Genomic DNA, 21417 nt, shown 5'->3' on the forward strand with positions numbered 1-21417 from the left:
TTAAAAAATAGTCGGCACCATTCCCCCATCCATACGGATTGGAGATCCTTTAAACGCCGATGCGTAAGGACTGCATACGAATGTTGTTAGTCTGCCTATCTCACTAGGCTTAATAAATCGCTGTATTTCGGATTGAGGCAGGTTTGCAGCCATAAATTTTTTCTCTTTTTCTGCGAACGTCATATTTTCATCAGCATATATACCGTCAATGATTTGATGCACATTTTCAGAAAGCGTGGGTCCTGGCATGATCGTATTGACTGTAACTTCTGTACCTATTGTTAGTTTGGACAAGCTTTTTGACAATGATAATAGCATTGATTTGGTCATGCAATACTGAGGCATTTGTCCCGAAGGCATGATGGCCTCTTCGCTAGCGATAAAGATGATACGTCCAAAATTGTTTTTCAACATTTTAGGCAAATAAAACTTAGATAAATGATTTGCTGCAAGAACGTTTGTGCGAAAATAGGATTCCCACACTTCGTCGTCAACATCTTCATATTTCATGATTTCATATTTACCCATACTATTTACTAAAATATCGATTTGAGGGTATTTTTCAAATATAGCTTCTCTTTGCTTAGCATCCACAATATCGGCTGCAGCATTCTGAGGCGTAGTATCCGGGAACTTCAACTTGATTTCACTCACAGTACGTTCTACTTCATCATCATTTCGTCCATTCATGAGTACATTAACGCCTTCTTTGGCAAGTTCAATGGCGATTGCTTTGCCTATGCCTTTCGTTGATCCTGTAATTAGTGCTGTTTTATTATTTAATCCCATATCCATCATGCATTTCTCCTTCTTATGTTGTGGATAGTGATTATATTACCTTGTATGCGTTGTTCGGTAACTAGCCTATCCCGCCAATGCTCTTGTTTGACACGCCAAAGTGTTCTACGCGCCAATTCGAAGGAGTATCGCCTTCCCAATTGCGAAAGGCGCGGTAGAAAGAGTTCTGGTCTTCATATCCAATCAAGAAAGCCACTTCCTTAATATCGAGAGAGAGGTCCGCCAAGTACTCTCGCGACTGCTCATGTCTAGCCTCTGTCAACAGATTATTGAAGCTTGTGTTTTCATCGCTAAGTCTCCGCTGCAAGGTACGGTCGCTCATACGGAGTTCCCTCGCCACAGCCTGAATGTCCGGACGTCCGCTTGTGAGGCTGCGTTTCATAATCCATTTGACCATCTCGGCAATTGATCGGCCCCGCTTCTGTTCATTCAATGATTGGTCGAGAACGGGAGTCAGAATCTCTAGTAACTCTTCATTGTACGAGACAAAGGAGCGGTCCAGATCTCTTCGATGCAGTGTCAGTCTGTTACATGTTGCATCGATTCGGACAGGGCAGCCAAAATAAGCTTCAAGCGCCTTCACATCGCCCATGGATTGGGAAAACTCGATATTCCGCGCAGTCAATAGTTGCCCTGTACCTCTGCGTCCAAGCTCTAAAAGAAATGCCAAAGTGAGGCCTACAAGCATTGGCGGACCCGATTGCTCCGAATTGTGCCATTCCAGTTCGATCGTACAGCAATCGGCCTCTTCGGTGATCTGTAATCGTTCAGGAGGGCAAAGTTGTTTGTAACGAGCCATTCGGTTCAAAGCATCGCGGTAGTCACGAGCGTGGTAAGTCGCTAAAACAGTCGGCGGGTAGTGCATTGTCTCATAAGAAGTCGCCAGATTGATAATTGCCTTGGCCGTATCGCCTACGAGATCGGAATAAGCCTGCCATATCGCAAAATATTGGGCAGTGGTCACTTCCGGTTCAGTTATAATAGTAAGCGGTAATCGTGCATGGCGTGCTACTTCGTAGTCGGCAATCCCTAAGTGACGTAATCCTGCCCAAAATCCTGGCGAGAGTTTAATCCGATCCGTGATATGAGATTTCATTCGTACGGCACTCCTTTTTATATACGTAGTTCTATGTTCCAGCGCTGTCCCCTATCAAGGTTAGCAGCAAAAACCACATCCTCATGCGGATGCGGTTTACATATGGTGGTGGCGAGCGGTTATTTAGGAAATACGAAGGGCTTGCCTTCTCATCCACATCGTCGCAACCCACTTTTCCCCTTTAATGACCGGTGTCCCCGCATGCAGAGTGAAATCGTTTAATTCATGATTGCTGTAAAAATATTCAAAGTAAACGGCCATGCCTTTGTTAGGGAAAACTGACATATTAAGCATGGGGAATGCCGTTTCCCCGCCCTCTTCCACATCATTCAAATACATCACGAGCGTACTAATTCGATTGTTAGCGCTTGCTCGACTCGTTTCTGCGAAGAAATCATAATGTGGTTGATACTCTTGGCCAGGGGTATAGAGCAGAACCTGCAATCCGTCACCGTGCTCGATAGGAATATTCATAATTTGAGAGAAGCGCCTCTCGATTCTTGTAATCGTCTCACTGTCCTCGCAGAACACCCCGCTGCTCGTTCTAATGTGATTGACTGCATGTTCTCCACCTATTTTCGAACGTTGCAATTGATCCCTGGAGTGTTTAATTAGCTCATCGCATTCCTCATCGCTAAGCACATTGCCCAGCACGACTACCAATGGTGCCTCATACTTGGCAAGTATACGAATTTCCCGATCATCCGTCTTGATCGTATTTCCAATATGATCAAATATCGTCAGCTCTTTCTCAGTCGTATCTCCCATCATCGTTATGCAGCCCCTATAGTATGACATTCACCACAGAGTAACATACCATGAATCGAAACGATTTACTCTATTAATTTCAGAAAACTCTAAATAATTCGACTGTATTGTGTTCTTGAGCAAAATAAAACAAGTGCCCTTAATGACAAAAAACAAAAACCCGACCTCACGAGGTCGGGTTCTTCATGGTATTGGTGGAGGCGAGGGGATTTGAACCCCCGTCCGAAGATCACGCCACACAGGCTTCTACGGGTGTAGTCACAGTTTTGATTTCACCCGAGTATCGCCCAGTTTATAATTGACAAAGTTCATATGAAATGATAAATTGGCGTAATACCCATTTTTTGGGTCATGTTATAAGGGGTGCTTTATATGCTTTTACCTGTACACGAACGATTCGTGTGTCAAGCAAAGGAAAAACTAAGTCAAGATCGACGAGTTCGAGGTCTCCTTGCTGGTGGTTCGATGATGACGAACACCATGGATGAGTATAGCGATTTAGACCTTATCATCGTATATGACTCAGCCTACCAGGAGCAAATCATGAATCAACGGCTTCTCATTGCAGAAGGATTGGGCAAATTACTTTCTGGATTCACAGGTGAACACGTTGGTGAACCTCGTGTGGTTATTTGCTTATACGGACCAGAGCCACTGCATGTAGATCTTAAATTTGTAACATTGGAAGAGCTTGAAATACGAATTGAAAACCCGCTTATTTTATGGGAAAAAGATCAGGAAATCAGTAAAATCTTTAATGAAACCTCTCCCTCACATCCATACCCTAATTCACAATGGATAGAGGACCGCTTCTGGGTCTGGATCCATTACGGTGCCACGAAGCTGGGAAGAGGAGAATGGTTTGAATTGATCGATCATATTACATTTATTCGCAGTGTTGTATTAGGTCCTTTGGTTTTGATGCGTAATGGTCAACTACCTAGAGGCGTTAGAAAGCTGGAACAGTATGGCATCAGTGAAATAGAAGAACTAAAAAAGACCATCCCTTTACACGGTTTCGAGAGTTGCTACCATGCGTTAAAAAGCACTATCCACCTCTATCAACGCTTACGTCAACATTCTGATGTACTTATAAAAGAAGAAGCGGAACATGTTGCTATTGCTTACCTTGAAAAGGTGTATACTTCGTTGATTAATTAGAATGCAAAAAGAGCACCTAATACGGTGCTCTTTCTCATGGTATTGGTGGAGGCGAGGGGATTTGAACCCCTGTCCGAAGATCACGCCACACAGGCTTCTACGGGTGTAGTCACGGTATTGATGTCACCCGAGCGTCGTCCCGTAACCGACTACGCGTTGGGTCAGCCTGATTATCTTCTTCCGTCGACCCCAGGCGGAGACCGAAGCGGCGTATCCCACTACTTGTTAGCCCCTAGTCTAGTCACATGGGCGATGCTAGGTAGGAGCACGCTCACAGGTTATTAAGCTGCGAAAGCGTAGTTTTGTTGTTGTTTGCCATTTAATTGGCTTTAGCGTTGATGAAGCAGACGACTCCCTGCTACCCGCAACCCGCGCTCGTACTATCCCCGTCGAATCCAAGAACGCCCCCATCTTGGCATAAACGGCTGACCGTTGAAATTCATTCAACCTCAAGCGTTTAGCGTCAATGAAGCTTCAGGATTAGCGAGCAACAACAGCTGCTTATTATCCAGCAGATCTGTTATTGATCAGTTGAGCTTGCGTTGTATTGCCTTTGCTACTGCTTTAGTATAACACGAATTTCCGGCTAATGCTCGTCATTGTTGTTGGCAACAATGGCTGGGATCATCCATGGTAATGCTGCAACTATCTGGCGACCTTCTGCTTCTCGCGCAGCGCACGCTGAATATCGCGTTGTGCATCGCGCTTAGCAGCCGTATCGCGCTTGTCATACTGTTTCTTACCTTTACCTAGACCGATGAGCAGCTTCGCATATCCATTGCGCACGTAGATCTTAAGCGGCACGATAGCATAGCCTTCTTGCTTGGACAGACCGTATAGCTTGTGGATCTGAGCCTTATGCAGCAGCAGCTTGCGCGCCCGAGTTGGGTCGGTGGGATTATGGATATTGCCTTGCTCGAACGGACTAATATGCATGTTATGAATGAAGATTTCGCCATTGCGAATCGTTGCGAACGCATCGCTTATATTGGCTCTGCCGTTGCGCAGCGACTTGATCTCCGTGCCCGTAAGCACCATTCCCGCTTCAAACGTATCTTCGATGAAGTAGTCATGGGAAGCTTTCTTATTCTGGGCTAATTGCTTGCCGTCGKCTTTCTTGCCCATGCCGGTCACCTCAACTTTGCAGCGTAAAATGTTTATATTCAGAAATTTATTGTAGCAACTTTGTAAGCGGAATGCAAGAAGTTGCCAATCCCCTGTATACACAAAAACCGTCCTTAGCCAAAGCTAAGGACGGTTCCGTTCAACGAGTAAGCTATTACAGCTTAACTACGTTTTCTGCTTGTGGTCCACGGTTGCCTTGAACAACGTTGAACTCAACGCGTTGGCCTTCTTCAAGAGTTTTGAAGCCTTCGCCAGTGATTGCGGAGAAATGTACGAATACATCGTTGCCGCCTTCAACTTCGATGAAGCCAAAACCTTTCTCTGCGTTAAACCATTTAACTGTACCTTGTTGCATGTGTAAAACCTCCAAAAAAATAATATTAATATGCGCCTGGTTTGTCTTTAAACAAAAAATTCACACATTGGAAAGGGTTTCATGACTATAATGACACCCTTTTCAATATGTGAATTCAGGTTCATATCATCGATTGACTTGAGTATACTATTCCCACAATTAAAAAGCAAGCGACAAGCCCAAATATAAATATAATTTCCCAATTCGTCCAAAACACGGCGCACCCGGTAGGCCTCCCGAACGAGTGCGCCGCTAACCCTTTAATCGCTTATTTACGCTTCTTCCGGACGAAGGCAGCCGTCGCGTTGCCGCCTCCCCCTCCGCTCTTCTTCTTACGTTTCTTCTTGCCTTCACCGCCGCCGGCAGCATCAGATCCTGGCTGACTGCCGCTCGAACGGTTGGCATTGAATACGCCGCCAGACGTCGCGTTCTTCCGCTTACCTCCGCCCTGACCGCTGCTGCCGTTCCTGCTGAAACCAACCGAATGGCCGCCGCTTGATGATGAACTGCTGCGACCTCCCCGGATCGGCAAGCCCCACATGTCGGTTTGCTGCTTTTTGCCGCCTTCAGCAGAATCGCCTCGCGATTGCGACTCCTGACGATCACCTGCAGCTCCATCGGGGATCTTCCACGATGCCCGATCCTCGCGTCCTGGTTCGTTACCCGCAGCACCAGCTCCTACAGCGCCTGCCCCGTTACCGCCGCGCCCGCGTCGCTTGCCGCCTTGGCCGCCGCCAGTCGCCACCCACGGGTTACCCCCGTGGCCGCCAGTTCCACCTCCGACTGCGCCTCCGCGCCCCGCGCCGGCGCGACCACCGCGACCGCCCGCTCCGCCTGAGCGGTCTCCGCCGCGGCCGCCCTCACCGCGGCTGCCATAGCCGCCGCGCTTCTTGCCGCCGCGCCCGCCGACGCCGAATCCCGCGTCGGCAATACCCTTCATCGCGCCGCTCCGCGGCTTCATATCGACGAGCTCGAAGTCGATCGTATGATCCGCCATGCTTACGCGCGCGATCCGGATCTTCACTTCATCGCCGATGCGATAGATTTTTGACGTACGCTCACCGATGAGAATCATGTGCTGCTCGTGGAAGTGGTAATAATCATCCGTCAGATCGCTCAACCGAATGAGACCCTCAACCGTATTCTCCAGCTCGATGAACATGCCGAAGCTCGTTACGCTGCTAATGATACCTTCGAACTCTTCGCCTACTTTATCGAGCATCAGCTCACATTTCTTAAGCTGCTCCGTATCGCGCTCAGCATCGACCGCCACCCGCTCGCGTTCAGAGGAATGCTGCGCAACTTCCGGCATTCTAGCCGTCAGCGCCTCATGCCGCGCTTCCGTCAAATGTCCGCCGCCCTCAATCACCTCGCGAATGATACGGTGGATAACGAGATCGGGATAACGGCGGATCGGCGACGTAAAGTGCGAGTAGAATTCAGCAGCGAGACCGAAGTGGCCAAGGCTTTCCGCATCATACTTCGCTTGCTTCATCGAACGAAGCATCATCGTCGAGATGACCGTTGCTTCCTTCTTCCCTTGTATCTCTTCCAGCAACGTCTGCAGCGCTCGAGGATGAACGGAATTGCCTTTGCCCTTCACCACATAGCCGAAGTTCGAGGCGAACTGCATGAACGTAAGCAGCTTCTCCTGATTCGGGTCTTCATGGATCCTATATAGGAAAGGCACGCGCAGCCAGTGGAAATGTTCGGCCACTGTCTCATTCGCCACAAGCATGAACTCCTCGATAATCTGCTCAGCTACCGAACGTTCGCGTTTAACGATATCGACCGCCTTACCCGTCTCATCGACGATAACCTTCGACTCCACGAAGTCGAAGTCGATTGCGCCGCGCTTCATCCGCTTCGAACGAAGCCGCATCGCAAGCTGCTCCATTAGCGCGAACATGTCGAGCAAATCCGCATAACGCTCCTTAAGCTCCGTCTGCGGCTCTTCATCGGTCGCCGTTAGAAGCTTCTTCACGTTCGTATACGTCATACGCTCTTTCGTGCGGATGACGCTCGTGAACACATCATGCCTAACGCGCTTCAGCGTCTTCGCATCAAATTCCATTTCGCACGACAAAGTCAGCCGGTCGACTTTCGGATGCAGCGAGCATATTCCATTCGACAATCGATGCGGCAGCATCGGAATAACGCGGTCCACCAAATAAACGCTGCATCCGCGCCGATACGCTTCCTGGTCAAGCTCAGACTTCTCCCGCACGTAGTAGCCGACATCGGCAATGTGTACGCCAAGCAGAAAATTACCGTTCTCCAGCCGCTTCACATGTACCGCATCGTCCAAGTCCTTCGCATCTTCACCGTCAATCGTCACGATGACCTCTCCGCGAAGATCGCGTCTGCCCTGCTGAACGATCTCTTCCTCCGTAATCTCATCCGGAGCAGCGTCCGCTTCCGCCATCACCTCATCGGGGAAACCTTCCGGCAATTGATGCTTGCGAATAATCGACAAAATATCGACGCCCGGGTCATCCTTATGCCCGAGTACTTCGACAATTTCCCCTTCGGCAGCGGAACGGCCTTCCGGATACGACACGATTCGCACGACGACCTTCTGGCCCGAAACCGCACCTTCAAATCCGCCCTTAGGAATAAAAATATCGCGATTGATCCGTTTGTCATCAGGCACAACGAACGCATACGATTCGTGATTCTCGAACGTGCCGACGATTTGCGTAACCGCACGCTGGACGACCCGAACGACCTCGCCCTCCATCCGTCCGCCGCCCTCGCTCTTCGACGTAATGCGGACAAGCAATATATCGCCGTTCATGGCGCTTTTCAAGTCATTGGCATGAATATAGACATCAGGGTGATCCTTCTCGTCGGGCAACAGGAAACCGAAGCCTTTCGCATGCGCCTGCAGCTTGCCTCTCAGCAGATTCATCCGTTCCGGTACGCCATACAGCTCATTGCGCGTACGAACGATCTTCCCTTCATCCTCCAGCTGGTTGAGCAGCTTTAGAAATTGCTTGAATTCCTCTGCGCCTTCAATACCGAAGTGCTTCTCAAGCTCTTGATAGGTCATCGGCTTATATGCCGTTTCCCTCATGAAATCAAGCAATTCCTGCTCGTAATTTGTCATTATCGCTATTTCTCCTCATACGCCTGCCGCAGTATTCTAGTATAATCTGCAACAGGTTGATAGATTATCATATACCATGTAGTATACACGAAATGGAAGCCATACATCCGCGACAATGTGCAGAAATACAAAAAAAGCAGGGATATCTCCCTGCTTTCCGCATGATCATTCAATTATTGTTGTACGAAGTAAGAAACGACCAATGCCAGGACGAAGAATCCAACTGCCAAAATGATCGTCAAGCGCTGCAAGAACAAATCCAGACCGCGCGCTTTTTGTTTACCGAACAAGTGCTCAGCTCCGCCCGTGATTGCTCCGGACAAGCCAGCGCTCTTACCCTTCTGAAGCAAAACAACGCCAATAAGGCCAAGTGCGAAAATGACAAGCACAATTTTCAAAGCGATTTCCATTTATTCCACCTCCAGCGTAGGTGCTCCGTAAAAAACACATAAGCTGATTTTATCATAGCTGGGCACAGATTACAATAGGACAACCAAGTACCCGGATGTCAGACGTAACCCAATTTTCGGAAATATTCAAAATTCACTCGCGCGCTTTCAAGCGAACTTACCTCAAACTGCTCTTGCTCAACAAAAATATAGGCAATACCGGCGCTGTCTGCTGTACGAATCAGCTTATCGTAACCAACCTTGCCTCGCCCAACCTCTATATCTTTGCGGCCATCCGTGAAGTCCTTCGCGTGAATCAGTTTGATTCGATCTTTGAACTTGTGTATATAAAGATCCGGTTCATATCCAGCCATATGCACCCACCCAAGATCCAGCTCCAGCGTCATAAGCTCCTTCGGCATTTGCTCCATCAGATGCTCAAGCACGGTCTTGCCTTCAATCAGCTTGAATTCATCCTCATGATTATGGAAGCCGTACTTCATCCCCATCTCCTTGACCTTCAATCCGCATTTGGTGAATACGTCGACGAGATGCTTCACATCATCCATTAACGGCTCCTCCGGCAGCGGTGCCCACGGTGTAATGATAAAGTCGAAGCCCACTTCCTTCGCATACTCGAGCTGTGCCGAAAACTCCGAGAGCATATTCGGCATATCGTTGAAGTTCAGTGCGATATGCGCCGATGGCGCCGACAGACCAAGAATCTTCAGCTTATTCATCAGTTCCTTGGCCGGCACGTTGAAAAACCCGGTAAGCTCGACCGCTTTGTAGCCAATCTCCGCAACCTTCTCTAACGTTCCAAGGAAATCAATTTCCGCTTCATCGCGCAGCGAATACATTTGCATGCCAATGATCGGCTTGTCTTGCACTCTCTCTTCCTTCATTCCCATTTCCTGCACCTCTGCATATCATCAGTATGAAATTAGATTCCCCCTCTCGGACGCCGTTCATAACCTGCAACAACGCGCATAAAAAAAGAAGACGGCACAAGGCCGTCTCCCTCTTACGCTTAAGAAGCTTGCTTCAAGCGTCTTATTTGAAGTTTTTCAAGTTGTAGAATGCTGCTTTGCCGCCGTATTGAGCAGTCGAACCAAGTTGGTCCTCAATGCGAAGCAATTGGTTGTATTTCGCAACGCGGTCCGTACGGGACGGAGCGCCTGTTTTGATTTGGCCAGCGTTTGTAGCAACAGCAATGTCAGCGATTGTGCTGTCTTCGCTCTCGCCGGAACGGTGGGAGATAACTGCCGTGTAACCAGCGCGTTTAGCCATTTCGATCGCGTCGAATGTTTCAGTAAGCGTACCGATTTGGTTAACTTTAACGAGGATCGAGTTGCCTACGCCTTTTTCGATACCGTCGGACAGACGCTCTGTGTTCGTTACGAACAAGTCATCGCCAACGAGTTGAACTTTGCTTCCAAGTTTCTCGGTAAGCAATTTCCAACCATCCCAGTCGTCTTCGGAGCAGCCGTCTTCGATCGATACGATCGGGTACTTGTCTACCCACGAAGCAAGCAGGTCTACGAACTCGGCAGGGGAGAACGATTTGCCTTCGCCGGCAAGCACGTATTTGCCGTCTTTGAAGAATTCAGTCGAAGCAACGTCCATACCGAGGAATACGTCAACGCCTGGCTTGTAGCCTGCGCGCTCGATAGCGGAGATGATTGTCGTGATTGCTTCTTCGTTCGAACCAAGGTTAGGAGCGAAGCCGCCTTCGTCGCCTACAGCTGTGTTAAGGCCTTTGTCATGCAATACAGCTTTCAGGTTGTGGAAGATTTCAGCGCCGATACGAAGCGCTTCTTTGAAGCTTTCAGCACCGACAGGAAGAACCATGAATTCTTGAACGTCGATGTTGTTGTCAGCATGCTCGCCGCCGTTGATGATATTCATCATCGGTACAGGAAGCGTCTTAGCGTTGAATCCGCCAAGGTAAGTGTAAAGAGGTACATCAAGAGCGTCAGCTGCAGCGCGAGCTACTGCCATCGATACAGCAAGGATCGCGTTAGCGCCAAGCTTCGCTTTGTTAGGCGTACCGTCAAGTTGGATCATTTTGCGGTCGATTGCTACTTGATCAAGAGCGTCAAGACCGATTACTTCAGGAGCGATGATTGTGTTCACGTTCTCAACGGCTTTCAGAACGCCTTTGCCGAGGAAACGGGATTTGTCGCCGTCGCGAAGCTCAACAGCTTCGTAAGCGCCAGTCGATGCGCCGGATGGCACGATCGCGCGGCCTTTGCCGCCGGACTCAAGGGATACTTCTACTTCAACAGTTGGGTTGCCGCGGGAGTCAAGAACTTCGCGTGCGTATACGTCAACGATAATAGACATGGATAAAACACTCCTTTTTATTTGTTAAATTTGATTGCTACCAAGCATTACTTGTTGATTAAAGTCGAGCCCGTCATCTCAGCAGGCTGATTAAGCTCGATCAGATCAAGGAACGTCGGCGCGATGTCGGCTAGAATACCGCCATCACGAAGCGTTGCGCCCGCTTTCGTTACGATCAATGGAACTGGATTCGTCGTATGCGCCGTAAACGGACGGCCATTCTCGTCGAATACCATATCCGCATTGCCGTGGTCAGCCGTAATAATGCATACGCCGCCTTGCGCCAGCACAGCTTCTACGACTTTGCCCAGACATTCATCCGTCGCTTCAACCGCTTTGATCGTCGGCTCCAGCATGCCGGAGTGACCGACCATGTCGGGATTCGCGAAGTTCAGAATAATCGCATCGTGTTTACCGGATTCGATCTCGCGAACAGTTGATTCCGCAAGCTCGTAGGCGCTCATCTCGGGCTGCAGGTCATAAGTTGCGACCTTCGGCGAGTTGATCAGCACGCGTGTCTCGCCCGGAAGCTCCGCATCGCGTCCGCCGCTAAAGAAGAACGTGACATGCGGATATTTCTCGGTTTCAGCCGTACGAAGCTGCTTCTTGTTGTTCTGCGCGAGCACTTCGCCAAGCGTGTTGTCGAGGTTCTTCGGTGAATACGCAACGTAGCCGCCTACGGTTTCACTGAACAGCGTCAAGCAGACGAAGTAAAGGTTAACCGGGTGGCTCTCGCCGCGCTCAAAGCCGCGGAAGTCCTCGTTCGTAAATACTTGCGACAATTGAATCGCGCGGTCAGGACGGAAATTGAAGAATATGACAGCATCCTCGGACTCCACTAAACCGACCGGCTTATTGTCTTCGCCTACGATAACCGTTGGCATAACGAATTCATCATAAACCGATTTCTCATACGATTCAACTACCGCTTTGATCGGATCGGTATATTGAGGTCCGTCGCCGTATACCATAGCGCGGTAAGACTTCTCCGTACGCTCCCAGCGCTTGTCGCGGTCCATCGCGTAATAACGGCCTTGTACCGTCGCGATGCGTCCTACGCCAACCTCTTCGATCTTCGCTTGCAGGCGCTCCAGGTAACCCTTCGCGCTGTCCGGCGATACATCGCGTCCGTCGAGGAAAGCATGGATGTATACGTCTTCGAGTTCTTCCTTCTTCGCCAGCTCCAGCAGGGCGAACAAGTGCTCAATGTGGCTATGAACGCCGCCATCAGAGAGCAGACCGTAGAGATGAAGCTTCTTGCTGTTTTTCTTCACATGGTTCACAGCGCCGAGAATCGTTTCGTTCTCGAAAAATTCGCGGTCACGAATCGACTTGCTGATCCGCGTCAAATCCTGGTACACGATACGTCCGGCGCCGATGTTCAAGTGACCAACCTCGGAGTTGCCCATTTGACCTTCCGGCAAGCCTACCGCTTCACCGGAAGCCGTCAGCGTCGTGTGCGGATAAGTAGACCAGTAACGATCGTAGTTCGGCTTATTCGCTTGCGCAACCGCATTGCCGGTTACGTCGTCGCGAAGGCCGAAGCCGTCAAGAATAATTAGTGCTACAGGTTTCGGAGCAGCCATCTTACTTGGCCCCCTCGACCAAAGCGATATAAGAAGCAGGCTCAAGGCTTGCGCCGCCGACAAGTGCGCCGTCGATGTCCGCTTGGCCCATGTATTCCGCTACATTGTTCGGCTTCACGCTGCCGCCGTATTGGATGCGAACCGCATCAGCTGTCGCTTGGTCATACAGACCGGCAACTACGCCGCGGATATATCCGATAACGTCTTGCGCATCTTCGGAAGTCGACGATTTGCCTGTTCCGATTGCCCAGATTGGCTCGTAAGCGATAACGACTTCAGCCGCTTGCGCAGCCGACAGCCCTTGGAATGCCGCTTCGGTTTGCACTTTGCATACGTCTTTCGTTTGTCCAGCTTCACGCTCTTCAAGCTTCTCGCCTACGCAGACGATCGGCAGCAAGCCGTTCTTGAAGGAAGCATGAACTTTCTTGTTCACGATCTCATCCGATTCCGCGAAGTAAGCGCGGCGCTCGGAGTGGCCGATAATAACGTATTTCACGCCAAGATCCTTCAGCATAACGCCGCTGATCTCGCCTGTGAAAGCGCCATTGTCTTCGAAGTGAACGTTTTGCGCGCCGATTGCGATCGACGTGCCTTTCGCTGCTTCAACAAGGGCAGGAAGCGTCGTGAATGGTGCACAGATTACGCTCTCCACGCCGTCTACTTCTGCTTTGCCTTTAATTTCGGAGAAAAAGGATACCGCTTCGGAAACGGTCTTGAACATTTTCCAGTTGCCCGCAATAATCGGTTTTCTGCTCATGCTAGTCCCTCCTAATGGGTTTATTCTTATTTATCGTTAAGAGCTACAACGCCTGGGAGTACTTTGCCTTCCATGAACTCAAGGGAAGCGCCGCCGCCCGTCGAGATGAAGTCCATTTTGTCAGCCAGGTGGAATTTCTCAGCCGCTGCAGCCGAGTCGCCGCCGCCGATAACCGTGTAGCCGGACGTTTCCGCACATGCGCGAGCTACTGCTTGCGTGCCGTGGGAGAAAGGCTCGATTTCGAATACGCCCATCGGTCCGTTCCAAACAACGAGCTTGGAGTTTTTGATAACGTCCGCATACAGCTCGCGAGTCTTAGGTCCGATGTCGATGCCTTCCCATTCAGCAGGAATGCCGTCAACGTCAACGATTTTTGTGTTCGCGTTTGCGCTGAAGTCGTCTGTTACTACGATATCAACAGGGATCAGGAAGTTTTTGCCGAGTTTTTTCGCTTTTTCGATGAACTCAAGCGCTAGATCAAGCTTGCTGTTGTCCACGAGCGATTTGCCGATTTCATGGCCTTGCGCCTTGAAGAATGTATAGGACAAGCCGCCGCCGATGATGATGTTGTCGGCAATTTCAAGCATTTTGTCGATAACCGCGATTTTGTCTTTTACTTTCGAACCGCCTACGATTGCTGTGAAAGGACGCTCAGGGTTGTTCAGCGCTTTGCCTAGAACTTCAAGCTCTCTCTCCATCAGAAGACCGGATACAGCCGGCAGCAAGTGTGCAATGCCTTCTGTCGAAGCATGCGCGCGGTGAGCTGCGCCGAATGCGTCGTTAACGAACAAGTCAGCAAGCTTAGCGAAAGCTTTTGCCAGTTCCGGATCGTTTTGCTCTTCGCCTTCATAGAAGCGAACGTTCTCAAGGAGCAATACGTCGCCGTTGTTTAAAGCCGCTACTTGCGCTTCTACGGCTTCGCCGATTGCTTCGTTAGCTTTTGTCACCGGTTTGCCTAGAAGCTCAGCCAGACGCGCTGCGGAAGCCGTATGACGAAGCTCTTCTACAACTTGACCGTTCGGACGGCCAAGGTGGGACGCAAGAATAACTTTAGCGCCTTTATCGATCAGGAAGTTAATCGTTGGAAGCGTCTCGCGGATCCGTTTGTCATCCGTAATTTTTCCGTTCTCGAGCGGCACGTTGAAATCAACGCGTACAAATACTCGTTTGCCTGCCAGTTCAGCTACGTCGCGTACACTTTTCTTGTTCATCGATAGAACCCTCCTAAAATTTCTGTGGAATGCAATGGGCAAAAATAGCATCGGAAGCATCGGCTTGAGTTAAGTATGAAAAAAAGAAAAGAGCGTTCCTTCGTCAAGAAGAAACGCCCTTAAGGTCCAAGTCCCCAAAAGGGCGCGAACTTAAGAGCCGAAGCGCCCAGCAGTGCAGGGAGCCTCGGCCCGTTCGCCTTCTTTCCTTACAGACCTTTGCTTGCGATATAAGCAGCAAGATCAACTACGCGGTTCGAGTAACCCCACTCGTTGTCGTACCAGGAAATAACTTTAACCATGTTGCCTTCAACAACCATTGTCGACAGACCGTCGATTGTGGAGGAAGCAGGGTCGCTATTGTAGTCGCTCGATACAAGCGGCAATTCGTTGTAGTTCAAAATGCCTTTCAAAGCGCCTTCGGAAGCATCTTTAAGTGCTGCGTTAACTTCTTCAACCGTAACGTTAACTTTCAGTTCAGCAACAAGGTCAGTTACCGAAACGTTAGGTGTAGGTACGCGCATAGCCATACCGTTCAATTTGCCTTTGAGCTCAGGCAATACAAGGGAAACAGCTTTTGCAGCGCCAGTCGACGAAGGAATGATGTTTTCTGCAGCAGCGCGAGCACGGCGCAGGTCTTTGTGTGGAACGTCAAGCACGGATTGATCGTTTGTGTACGAGTGAATTGTAGTCATCATACCTTTAACGATACCGAATTTGTCGTTCAATACTTTTGCGAATGGAGCAAGACAGTTCGTTGTGCAAGAAGCGTTGGAGATAATAGTGTGCGCGGAAGCATCGTATTTATCTTCGTTAACGCCCATAACAACTGTGATGTCTTCGTTAGTAGCTGGAGCGGAGATGATAACTTTTTTAGCGCCGCCTTGAAGGTGAAGCTCAGCTTTTTCTTTAGCTGTGAAGATACCAGTCGATTCAACTACGATTTCAGCGCCTACGGAAGCCCAAGGAAGGTCAGCCGGGTTACGCTCAGCGAATACTTTGATTTCAACGCCGTTTACGATCAAAGCGCCTTCTTTAGCTTCTACTGTTGCGTCAAGAGTGCCGTGAGTCGTGTCATATTTAAGAAGGTGAGCCAGCGTGTTCGTGTCTGTAAGATCGTTTACCGCTACGATTTGTACATCAGGGTTGTTCAGTGCTGCGCGGAATACGTTACGGCCGATACGTCCAAAACCATTAATACCTACTTTAACCATTGTTAATTCCTCCTAAGCATTTTTGGGATAAGGCAATTTATTTCAAGACGTTTCGCCTGCAGCAGGTTGCCCTGTTCGGCAATAACGTCATGACCACATCTTTAATGTCCTTCTTGCTCGATTATAGCTACGATCTCTAGCGCGGCTACTTCGTCCGTCACCAGCACATCGTTATGACCGAACCGCATGACGGCTGCGATCGCCTCGCCTTTACTCTTGCCTCCTGCGACACCTATAACAACTTCAGTCTTTACAATATCCTCGAGCCGTAATCCTACCGTCTGCATTTTGTGCACCACAGCGCCATTTCGGTCAAAATAAAACCCGAACGACTCCGCCAGCGCGCCTTCTGCAGCCATCGCATTCACGACGTCCTGCTCCAGCCGTCTTCGTCTAGCCATTACCATCGCATCCCCGATCCCGTGGACGACGATTCTAGCGCTTCGAATGACATCGACAATCTCGCGAATGTTAGGCTCCTGCATGATCGATGAGAATGCTTCCTCGCCCAAATGATCCGGAACATGAAGCAAGCGGTATTGCGCGCCTGTGCGCTTCGCCATCGTCGAAGCAATCGTATTCGCCTGATAGTCGAGGCTCTCGCCAAGTCCGCCCCTTGCAGGCACGAACCAATTGGTCTTGAGCGCGGTAGAGGTTGATAAATGATTCGCAACTTGGGCAATCGTTGTTCCGCCTGTTACAGCGACGACATCATTGGGCTGCATTACCTTGCGAAGCACTTGTGCGCTTGCACGGCCAAGCTCCCGCTTCGTCTGTGCCGAGCTCTCGGAATCCCCGGCTACAACAACAACTTGCGATAAGCCAAAGCGAGTGCGGATTCGATCTTCAAGCTCCGATAGACCGAACATCGTCTTATAGACCGGTTCCAGCCGCTCCAGAAGCTCTCTGCCTGCATCCGTAATTCGAATGCCGCTCGAATGAACATCGAGCAAGCCTTGCGCCTTCAGAAACTCAATCTCCGTTCGCAGCACGCGCTCCGTAAGCGATAACGCCGTGGCAAGCGTGCGGCGTCCGATAAGCTCTGTCAGCATGACCTGGTGCAGAATCGAATACCTCTTTCTCATTACATCTAGAAGATCAGGCACAAGCTGCTGCTGCAGTTCAATGATCTGACGCATCTTATCCTTCACTCCACCCGTTATATGAGACTATAGCTCCATTGACCGGGACGCGAAACGTCCCTCTATAACATTTGTAGTCCCACCTCCTATATTATCGGAAATTGTTGCTCGCCGCAAGAGCATGAAATCGAATGAAAGCGATTACTGTCACGATTTTCACAAATTTAATTTACGGAAGCCGCTTGCTTTCTAATCGCTATTATCATATAATCACCCTTGCTACTGTTTTTTGCGCCCGTGGTCCAATGGATATGACGTAGGCCTCCGGAGCCTGAGATCTAGGTTCGATTCCTAGCGGGCGCGCCACTTACTTTTTTCTAATGCAACTACATAACGCATACCTATTAAGGCCATCCCGAATGTTGTTTCGGAATGGCCTTTTTTAATCCTCCTGCAGTGACGTTGCAACGGCATTTCGGGATACTAAATTCACTTACTCCTCCTAAAGTCGCTCAATAACGGTATTTAGGGAAACTAAAATGGCTCTTTAGGCTTCACTTGGCGTTCATCGGCCATTTAGTTCGACGGAATGCCATTAGCGCATGATATTTTTAAACTGCATCTATTTAGTTTGACGAAATCGAACTATTTACGGAGGGCCTCTCTCCCAAGCTTCAATCTACTTTTACACCTGCTCTAATTTTCCCCGCACTTATCCCCGCTTAGTCTCCATTCATCCGATGTCCCACTTCGACAAAGCCCGATACAGCGGCCACTTATTGCTTGTCCAATCATTTGTCAGATAATTTGTCTGACTATCTTTGACTTTTGAGTTTCCATCCGTTATTATGAAAATACGATTTAACCATTTCGTTCAGTTTGAAGGAGGGGGCTTACGTTGGATATGAATTTCGTTCCTATGGTTATTGAGCAAAGCAATCGCGGAGAGCGTGCGTATGATATTTACTCTCGCTTGTTGAAGGATCGCATTATTTTTCTTGGATCGGGTGTAAACGACGTGGTGGCTAATTCCATCATTGCGCAAATGCTGTTCCTTGCGGCGGATGATCCCGAGAAGGACATTTCTCTTTACATTAACAGCCCAGGCGGCTCCATTACAGCCGGTATGGCGATCTATGATACGATGCAATACATTAAGCCAGACGTATCGACCATCTGTGTCGGTATGGCCGCTTCAATGGGCGCGTTCCTGCTGACGGCAGGCGCGAAAGGCAAGCGTTACGCGCTTCCGAACAGCGAAGTTATGATTCACCAGCCGCTAGGCGGCGCAGAAGGACAAGCGAGCGACATCGAGATTCGCGCGCGCCGCATCATTAAGATGCGCGACCATCTCAATGGCATTCTTGCAGAGCGCAGCGGTCAACCGCTTAGCCGCATCGAGCAAGATACGGATCGCGACTACTTCATGAGCGCAGCGGAAGCGAAAGAATACGGCCTTGTTGACAAAGTAATCGAGAAAATTGGATAAGTAGTAAAAAGGCGGTACAAGGGTTTCATGCCCTCGTATCGCCTTTTTTCTGGTTGCTGTATAGTCACTATAATGGATTTCTGCATTATAGCAAGTCTCTTTGAAGCCTACTGAAGCGCTATAGTGGATTTTCGCAGTAACTTCACTCTAGAACGGCCTGCAGGCGCTTACCCTGAGGAAAGTTAATGCAGATATCCAACATAGATTCAAATCCATCTTCAAACCGGCAAAAGTTATTGCAATTATCCATTATAGCTAATCCTACCTGTCACCTTATTAATACTTTTACCCACCTGCACCTGCCATCTGCCATGCATGCAACCAGCGAACCATCCATCCGCCGCCTCATTCACTGTTACTCCAACCTGTTCTCTTATTCGCTATCCACAAATTGTGGCTATTAAATTGTTTATCCACAACTTTATTCACATTCTATACACAGTTATCCACAATTGGTCTAATAACTTGTCAATAACTCGCAGAAACGCAAAAAAGCCTACACCGATCCACTGATCGAGTGAGGCTTTTTTCATCGGTAACCAATGAATTATTGATTCTCAAGTTCCTCTTTGCTAACAAGAGCGACTAAAGCGTTTACAGCCTGTTCCGCGTCCGAACCTTCCGCACTTATGGATACTTCAGTGCCGGAGCTGATCGCTAGACTCATAATGCCCATGATCGATTTCGCATTAACTTTTTTGTCGTCTTTCTCTACAAATACCTCGGAGGAAAATTTGTTCGCTTCTTGTACGAATAACGCTGCAGGTCTTGCATGAAGCCCCGTCTTCAGACGAACGACAACCGGAAGCCTTGTCATGGAAACCATACCCCCTATATTATACTCATTCATAAGCGTCAAACGACCCGGCCAGCAACAGCTGTGCGGACCCGGTGACGTCTAGCGCAGAAATATAAGCTTGTATAAGATTTAGACTTATACTTCTTATCTTTGGTGACAAGTTCATTTTGCATTATTATAACATTATACCAGCGGTTGCACTAGGTGAAAAGCTAACTACCTCGTATTTTTTCCGCAAGTTCGTCGATTTTGCGCAATCGATGGTTAACGCCCGACTTACTTACCTTGCCTCTTAGCATTTCGCCGACCTCGGTCAGATTCATATCGGGATGCTGCAGCCTGATCTCGGCAACTTCTTTCAGCTTCTCAGGAAGACTGTCAAGGCCGACCTCCTTCTGCAGCAGCTTAATATTATCGATCTGGCGTACGGCCGCTCCAATTGTCTTATTCAGATTCGCCGTCTCGCAATTGACGATCCGATTGACGGAATTGCGCATGTCGCGCATAATTCGCACGTCCTCGAATTTGAACAATGCCTGGTGCGCGCCGACGATATTAAGAAGCTCGATGATTTTCTCGCCTTCCTTGATGTATAGAATGAAACCTTTCTTCCGTTCAATACATCTGGCATTCAAGTCGAACTTATTCGCAAGCTCCACAAGCGCATCGCAATGCTCCTCGTACATCGACGCTATTTCCAAATGATACGAAGAACCTTCGGGATTGTTGACCGAGCCTCCAGCCAGGAAAGCGCCGCGCAGATAAGACCGCTTGCAGCATGGCTTACGAATAATCTCCTTATCGATGCCGTTAGAAAACATGAAACCCTCTGACACGATTCCGAGTTCACTTAGTATTTCCTGTACTCCCGAAGGAATCCGAACGATATACACATTATTTTTCTTCAAGCGCATCTTCTTGCGCACGAGCAGCTCAACATGCATGTCGTAATGCTTCTTAAGCAAGGAATAGATTCTTCTGGCGATGGCCGCATTTTCAGTCGAGATGTCGAGGACAACCTTGCGGCTGGATACGCTGACAGAGCCGTTCATCCGTAATAGCGCAGACAGCTCTGCACGCTCACAGCAGCTATCGGCTTCAATAAGGGTCAGCTCTTTTTTTGTTTGTGCCGCAAAAGACATCGATTATCACCTCTTTCTAAGCATCCAGTTCTCTACCAGTTTATATATATGATGGCTTAAACGTTCGGCATCATGCCTCAAAAAAGTTCGGAACAGCACAAGACGGTCCGCTATAACCTGATAACCGCGTCTCGTTACCTCGTCCAAGTCGAGATGAACCGCTTTGGCACCCATCTCGGCATACTTGCTTTCGATCTGCGGCGGAATCTCTCCGTCATTCACAATGACATAATCGAATAGATGATGTCCAATATGCTTATGGACAGCTTCCAAATGGTCGCTGACGGAATAATCGTCCGTTTCCCCTGGCTGCGTCATCACATTACAGACAAACAGCTTAACAGCCGTTGAATTAACGATCGCTTCAGCTAGCTTCGGCACGAGCAGATTCGGAATAATACTCGTATACAAACTGCCCGGACCGACCAGGATGGCGTCAGCCTGCTCGATCGCTTCTACTGCCTCAGGCAGCGCCTCCACATCGCTTGGCTCAATGAATACACGCCTAATCGCCTGACCCGCCTTCGGGATCATCGATTCCCCCGTTACGATCGAGCCGTCTGCCATCTCGGCCTTGAGCACGATCGCTTGATTGGCAGCGGGAAGCACTTGACCGCGAACGGCAAGGACGCGGCTAAGCTCACGCACACCCGATACAAAGTCGCCCGATATGTCCGTCATCGCCGCAAGCATCAGATTGCCTAGGCTGTGCCCGACTAGCCCTGTCCCGCTATTGAACCGATACTGCAGCACTTCGGTGAGCAGCGGTTCCGCATCGGCAAGCGCCATAAGCACGTTGCGTATGTCGCCCGGCGGAGGGATTTGGAGCTCGTTGCGCAAAATGCCGGAGCTTCCTCCGTCATCAGCAACCGTCACGATCGCCGTAATATCTAGCGGCTTCTCTTTCAAGCCTCGCAGCATGACAGAGAGCCCTGTACCGCCGCCGATTACGACGATTTTCGGGCGTCTAATAATTTTATGCCTGCTTTGCAT

Annotated in this window: 19 protein-coding genes, 1 tRNA gene and 1 other RNA gene; 3 read left to right on the top strand and 18 right to left on the bottom strand. The window is 49.3% G+C overall.

Features of this window, described 5'->3' with window-relative positions:
- From AC1DF0_RS27495 to AC1DF0_RS27505, 3 genes are all read right to left on the bottom strand, one after another.
- A complete protein-coding gene (locus AC1DF0_RS27495; protein WP_477576573.1) occupies positions 1-795 on the bottom strand; it encodes an SDR family NAD(P)-dependent oxidoreductase in 795 nt (264 codons plus the stop codon).
- Between the two features lie 64 nt (positions 796-859).
- Complete coding sequence (locus AC1DF0_RS27500; protein WP_477576524.1) at positions 860-1894, bottom strand: AraC family transcriptional regulator; 1035 nt, start codon at positions 1892-1894, stop codon at positions 860-862.
- A 123-nt stretch (positions 1895-2017) separates the two neighbouring features.
- Positions 2018-2665: a 2OG-Fe(II) oxygenase gene (locus AC1DF0_RS27505; protein ID WP_442052983.1), complete on the bottom strand. Its 648-nt coding sequence runs from the start codon at positions 2663-2665 to the stop codon at positions 2018-2020.
- Between the two features lie 369 nt (positions 2666-3034).
- Here AC1DF0_RS27505 and AC1DF0_RS27510 point away from each other — a divergent pair, with 369 nt between their 5' ends.
- Positions 3035-3823 (top strand): nucleotidyltransferase domain-containing protein, encoded by a 789-nt coding sequence (locus AC1DF0_RS27510; RefSeq protein WP_442051575.1) that lies wholly within the window; start codon positions 3035-3037, stop codon positions 3821-3823.
- A gap of 43 nt (positions 3824-3866) precedes the next feature.
- Here AC1DF0_RS27510 and ssrA read toward each other — a convergent pair.
- The 12 genes from ssrA to AC1DF0_RS27570 all read right to left on the bottom strand — a co-directional run bounded on the left by ssrA (position 3867) and on the right by AC1DF0_RS27570 (position 17051).
- Positions 3867-4232: a transfer-messenger RNA gene (gene ssrA / locus AC1DF0_RS27515) on the bottom strand.
- 236 nt (positions 4233-4468) lie between these two features.
- On the bottom strand, positions 4469-4948 hold the full coding sequence (gene smpB / locus AC1DF0_RS27520) for an SsrA-binding protein SmpB (RefSeq protein WP_477576526.1): 480 nt from the start codon (positions 4946-4948) through the stop codon (positions 4469-4471).
- Positions 4949-5102: 154 nt separating this feature from the next.
- Positions 5103-5303, bottom strand: coding sequence for a cold-shock protein (locus AC1DF0_RS27525; RefSeq protein ID WP_028609190.1), 201 nt, complete (start codon positions 5301-5303; stop codon positions 5103-5105).
- A gap of 268 nt (positions 5304-5571) precedes the next feature.
- Positions 5572-8412, bottom strand: coding sequence for a ribonuclease R (gene rnr / locus AC1DF0_RS27530; protein ID WP_477576528.1), 2841 nt, complete (start codon positions 8410-8412; stop codon positions 5572-5574).
- A gap of 173 nt (positions 8413-8585) precedes the next feature.
- Complete coding sequence (gene secG / locus AC1DF0_RS27535; RefSeq protein ID WP_337103538.1) at positions 8586-8822, bottom strand: preprotein translocase subunit SecG; 237 nt, start codon at positions 8820-8822, stop codon at positions 8586-8588.
- 98 nt (positions 8823-8920) lie between these two features.
- On the bottom strand, positions 8921-9706 hold the full coding sequence (locus AC1DF0_RS27540; RefSeq protein ID WP_442051572.1) for a sugar phosphate isomerase/epimerase family protein: 786 nt from the start codon (positions 9704-9706) through the stop codon (positions 8921-8923).
- Between the two features lie 148 nt (positions 9707-9854).
- The gene (eno, locus tag AC1DF0_RS27545; RefSeq protein WP_442051571.1) at positions 9855-11147 is read right to left on the bottom strand and encodes a phosphopyruvate hydratase; all 1293 of its coding nucleotides are present in this window, start codon (positions 11145-11147) and stop codon (positions 9855-9857) included.
- Between the two features lie 47 nt (positions 11148-11194).
- Positions 11195-12733 (bottom strand): 2,3-bisphosphoglycerate-independent phosphoglycerate mutase, encoded by a 1539-nt coding sequence (gene gpmI / locus AC1DF0_RS27550; RefSeq protein WP_442051570.1) that lies wholly within the window; start codon positions 12731-12733, stop codon positions 11195-11197.
- Position 12734: 1 nt separating this feature from the next.
- Positions 12735-13490, bottom strand: a complete 756-nt coding sequence (gene tpiA / locus AC1DF0_RS27555) for a triose-phosphate isomerase (protein ID WP_442051569.1) — start codon at positions 13488-13490, stop codon at positions 12735-12737.
- A 26-nt stretch (positions 13491-13516) separates the two neighbouring features.
- Positions 13517-14701, bottom strand: a complete 1185-nt coding sequence (locus AC1DF0_RS27560) for a phosphoglycerate kinase (protein ID WP_442051568.1) — start codon at positions 14699-14701, stop codon at positions 13517-13519.
- A gap of 206 nt (positions 14702-14907) precedes the next feature.
- Complete coding sequence (gene gap / locus AC1DF0_RS27565) at positions 14908-15912, bottom strand: type I glyceraldehyde-3-phosphate dehydrogenase (protein WP_307207893.1); 1005 nt, start codon at positions 15910-15912, stop codon at positions 14908-14910.
- A 101-nt stretch (positions 15913-16013) separates the two neighbouring features.
- Complete coding sequence (locus AC1DF0_RS27570) at positions 16014-17051, bottom strand: sugar-binding transcriptional regulator (protein WP_477576533.1); 1038 nt, start codon at positions 17049-17051, stop codon at positions 16014-16016.
- 234 nt (positions 17052-17285) lie between these two features.
- On the opposite strand from AC1DF0_RS27570, the gene AC1DF0_RS27575 reads away from it, so the two are divergent.
- A tRNA-Arg gene (locus AC1DF0_RS27575) sits at positions 17286-17360 on the top strand.
- A 538-nt stretch (positions 17361-17898) separates the two neighbouring features.
- The gene (gene clpP / locus AC1DF0_RS27580) at positions 17899-18483 is read left to right on the top strand and encodes an ATP-dependent Clp endopeptidase proteolytic subunit ClpP (RefSeq protein ID WP_337103554.1); all 585 of its coding nucleotides are present in this window, start codon (positions 17899-17901) and stop codon (positions 18481-18483) included.
- A gap of 547 nt (positions 18484-19030) precedes the next feature.
- On the opposite strand, the gene AC1DF0_RS27585 is transcribed toward clpP, so the two are convergent.
- The 3 genes from AC1DF0_RS27585 to AC1DF0_RS27595 all read right to left on the bottom strand — a co-directional run bounded on the left by AC1DF0_RS27585 (position 19031) and on the right by AC1DF0_RS27595 (position 21417).
- Positions 19031-19300: an HPr family phosphocarrier protein gene (locus AC1DF0_RS27585; protein ID WP_028609180.1), complete on the bottom strand. Its 270-nt coding sequence runs from the start codon at positions 19298-19300 to the stop codon at positions 19031-19033.
- A 194-nt stretch (positions 19301-19494) separates the two neighbouring features.
- A complete protein-coding gene (whiA, locus tag AC1DF0_RS27590; RefSeq protein ID WP_442051567.1) occupies positions 19495-20424 on the bottom strand; it encodes a DNA-binding protein WhiA in 930 nt (309 codons plus the stop codon).
- Positions 20425-20430: 6 nt separating this feature from the next.
- Positions 20431-21417, bottom strand: a complete 987-nt coding sequence (locus tag AC1DF0_RS27595; RefSeq protein ID WP_442051566.1) for a gluconeogenesis factor YvcK family protein — start codon at positions 21415-21417, stop codon at positions 20431-20433.

Source organism: Paenibacillus sp. 05T425 (assembly GCF_056396205.1).

Coding starts and splice junctions, on each gene's coding strand:
- AC1DF0_RS27495 (WP_477576573.1), bottom strand. CDS start 795: ATGGATATGGGATTAAATAATAAAACAGCACTAATTACAGGATCAACG.
- AC1DF0_RS27500 (WP_477576524.1), bottom strand. CDS start 1,894: ATGAAATCTCATATCACGGATCGGATTAAACTCTCGCCAGGATTTTGG.
- AC1DF0_RS27505 (WP_442052983.1), bottom strand. CDS start 2,665: ATGATGGGAGATACGACTGAGAAAGAGCTGACGATATTTGATCATATT.
- AC1DF0_RS27510 (WP_442051575.1), top strand. CDS start 3,035: ATGCTTTTACCTGTACACGAACGATTCGTGTGTCAAGCAAAGGAAAAA.
- AC1DF0_RS27525 (WP_028609190.1), bottom strand. CDS start 5,303: ATGCAACAAGGTACAGTTAAATGGTTTAACGCAGAGAAAGGTTTTGGC.
- rnr (WP_477576528.1), bottom strand. CDS start 8,412: ATGACAAATTACGAGCAGGAATTGCTTGATTTCATGAGGGAAACGGCA.
- secG (WP_337103538.1), bottom strand. CDS start 8,822: ATGGAAATCGCTTTGAAAATTGTGCTTGTCATTTTCGCACTTGGCCTT.
- AC1DF0_RS27540 (WP_442051572.1), bottom strand. CDS start 9,706: ATGAAGGAAGAGAGAGTGCAAGACAAGCCGATCATTGGCATGCAAATG.
- eno (WP_442051571.1), bottom strand. CDS start 11,147: ATGTCTATTATCGTTGACGTATACGCACGCGAAGTTCTTGACTCCCGC.
- gpmI (WP_442051570.1), bottom strand. CDS start 12,733: ATGGCTGCTCCGAAACCTGTAGCACTAATTATTCTTGACGGCTTCGGC.
- tpiA (WP_442051569.1), bottom strand. CDS start 13,490: ATGAGCAGAAAACCGATTATTGCGGGCAACTGGAAAATGTTCAAGACC.
- AC1DF0_RS27560 (WP_442051568.1), bottom strand. CDS start 14,701: ATGAACAAGAAAAGTGTACGCGACGTAGCTGAACTGGCAGGCAAACGA.
- gap (WP_307207893.1), bottom strand. CDS start 15,912: ATGGTTAAAGTAGGTATTAATGGTTTTGGACGTATCGGCCGTAACGTA.
- AC1DF0_RS27570 (WP_477576533.1), bottom strand. CDS start 17,051: ATGCGTCAGATCATTGAACTGCAGCAGCAGCTTGTGCCTGATCTTCTA.
- clpP (WP_337103554.1), top strand. CDS start 17,899: ATGAATTTCGTTCCTATGGTTATTGAGCAAAGCAATCGCGGAGAGCGT.
- AC1DF0_RS27585 (WP_028609180.1), bottom strand. CDS start 19,300: ATGACAAGGCTTCCGGTTGTCGTTCGTCTGAAGACGGGGCTTCATGCA.
- whiA (WP_442051567.1), bottom strand. CDS start 20,424: ATGTCTTTTGCGGCACAAACAAAAAAAGAGCTGACCCTTATTGAAGCC.
- AC1DF0_RS27595 (WP_442051566.1), bottom strand. CDS start 21,417: ATGCAAAGCAGGCATAAAATTATTAGACGCCCGAAAATCGTCGTAATC.